This window comes from Dolichospermum sp. LEGE 00246 (assembly GCF_015207865.1).
Lineage (GTDB): Bacteria > Cyanobacteriota > Cyanobacteriia > Cyanobacteriales > Nostocaceae > Dolichospermum > Dolichospermum heterosporum.
The window spans coordinates 1-2,205 of the sequence record NZ_JADEWA010000640.1 but is presented as its reverse complement, the minus strand read 5'-3'; the positions used below and the strand labels follow the sequence as shown (position 1 = coordinate 2,205).

General features: G+C 34.0%; 2 protein-coding genes and 1 riboswitch. Of the genes, one reads left to right on the top strand and one right to left on the bottom strand.

The window, feature by feature from the left end; translation table 11 throughout:
• The first annotated feature begins 296 nt into the window (after nt 1-296).
• Entirely contained in the window at nt 297-512 is a 216-nt protein-coding gene (locus IQ228_RS27540; protein WP_071992841.1) for a pentapeptide repeat-containing protein, read from the top strand.
• 643 nt (nt 513-1,155) lie between these two features.
• On the opposite strand, the gene IQ228_RS24990 is transcribed toward IQ228_RS27540, so the two are convergent.
• Nucleotides 1,156-1,800 carry a universal stress protein gene (locus IQ228_RS24990; RefSeq protein ID WP_027400587.1) on the bottom strand — a complete coding sequence of 215 codons (645 nt, stop codon included), beginning with the start codon at nt 1,798-1,800 and terminating at the stop codon, nt 1,156-1,158.
• Between the two features lie 161 nt (nt 1,801-1,961).
• Nucleotides 1,962-2,074: riboswitch (cyclic di-AMP (ydaO/yuaA leader) on the bottom strand.
• Nucleotides 2,075-2,205: the final 131 nt, after the last annotated feature.

The window sequence follows — 2,205 nt, the reverse complement described above, 5'->3', positions numbered from 1 at the left end:
CTCATGAAAAGCCATCATCAAAATACTAAATTTTTCGCTCAGACATAGCAAATTTGCAGAGAAATATTGTGCTTAATATTCACCAAATTTCAGGTAATAATTAACCTCAAAATCAGTAAATATCCAACATATCCAACACTATGGATTTTTCTACATATCTATTATTGTGAAATCCGGAAGATTTTTTTGAGAAGTAAGTAGGCAGGCAAATAAATTTTCCTATCCAAAATCTATTTTTTTGGCTAAAGGTAATTTTTTACTCCTTTTTTATGAATCAATTTCCGTAATAACAGATTGTGACAGTTAAGGCTGTCGAATGTGGGTTACAGCGGTTGATAAATGATAATAAATCATATATTAAACAGCCTACATCCAAAAATAGCGGCAAGGCTTACCTGAGAAACGCTAACCTAAGCGGTGCTGAACTAAGTAATACTATATTGACCGACGCTAACTTCAATCTTGCCAGAGTTACAAATGCTGACTTTAGAACATCGCGGGGCAATTGTTAAGGATAAGATAGCTTAAAACCGCCTCAGAATTTATTCTGAGTCTAATAGCAAAAGTCGTCTCAAGACGACTAGAATAATCATTGAGTCCGTTTTAATGGACTTCAGCTATTAGACTGGTAATTAATTCCCAAACGGGTTAGAAGGACAATGATGAATGTTTATTAGTTCAACAGAGCTAAGTGAAATTATTATCTCTGCACCTGCACCAGTTTTATTTTTAGATATTTGCGGCTTTTTTAGATATCGTTAAGGAATTGAGAAATAAAATATTTTAATTTAAATAAACAATCCTGGAGAAACATTAAAAAATTCTCCTAATGCTTTTGCTTAAGCCTTACTAATTGCTCTTTTCCTATTCACAACCTCAGAAACCACACCTTTAGAACCAATAACTCCTACCAAATCAGATTGTTTAATTCCCCTAGCATTCATTAAATGTTCTAACATGGCATGGGGAGATGATGGTTCAATAGGGTAGTGTTTATTTTTATTTGAAAATGCAAATCTTACTTGATCAATATGTTCTCATTTAGAGAACGGTTTATCAATAGAAGTTAGGAATTAACGAAAAAGCCACTTAAAGTATAAGTGACTTTTCATAATTTGAAATTAAATTCCCATCACTTTTATTGAAAACAGAGAATTATTCATTAATAGAATGGGGAATACCCAAAACTGCACAAGGGAAATTTTTACCGAGTGTTGTAATCATGGGATGATTACTAGATTGGCAGCCTAAAAAGAGAATATCTGCACTTTCTAATTGCACAACCTTCTTTAGTTCTTTAGCAATGTTGCCAAATCGCAAATGAGATTTAAACGAACCTTGCCATTCTTCGGCTAGAGTTTTGGCTTGCCAAATAATTCTGTCTGCTTCCTTAATAGAAGTCCTAGATTCTCTTTCCAATTGCGGTAAAATTGCTGTTCCTTTGGGTTGATTTAATCGCAACGTGGCTGGCTTTGATGTATTGCTGAATTGGGATTCTAATTGAGCTTTATTATTGGCAACATTGAATATATCAACAGACTGGCAATTGAAGTTTTCTTCTACTACATAAACGGCTTGAACTGTAATTTGAGAGTTAGTAGCTAAACTCGTTTGGTGAGCAATCCAACAAGCGATATCTAGGGCTGTGTGACTTTCAGGTGAACCATTATATCCCACGATAAAATTGGCTGATTTTGCCTGAGAAACTCTTTTAGAAAATGATTTTTGAGTTTCTGGTAGTAATACCATTTGTTCAATTAGGTCATCACGACCGATAGCACTTTGTAATCGTGCTAACATTGGCTTAATTTTCACAGTTTTAACTTCTCTCCCTTGAAACGATTAATCAATGAGAAGCGGGGGATGACAATTTTAAATTTCAGATTTATCTCAAATCCAAAATCTAAAATTTATTTAAGGAAGCCCCAATCATAACTGAATATTACAGCCAAGATTTTGGAAGTTCCTTCCATTGCCGACGGAGTTAGCTGACGGGCTAAGACTGGAAGGTGTCTCTCGTAAGATTAGCCCCAAATACTTGGTTCCTCCGTTTCAAATTCAGCTTTGATGAATTTGAATTAGGCTACCCACTAAAAATATATTAATACTATTACACTAGGTTTAAATAAAGTCAAGGTTAAGAATATTGAGGATATGGTTGTAGTCAGGAGCTTAATTACTAATTTTTCCTATTTTTACTAATAT

Bases quoted from the DNA above. Each gene is read 5' to 3' on its own strand.
- IQ228_RS24990 (WP_027400587.1), bottom strand. From the start codon at position 1,800: ATGTTAGCACGATTACAAAGTGCTATCGGTCGTGATGACCTAATTGAA.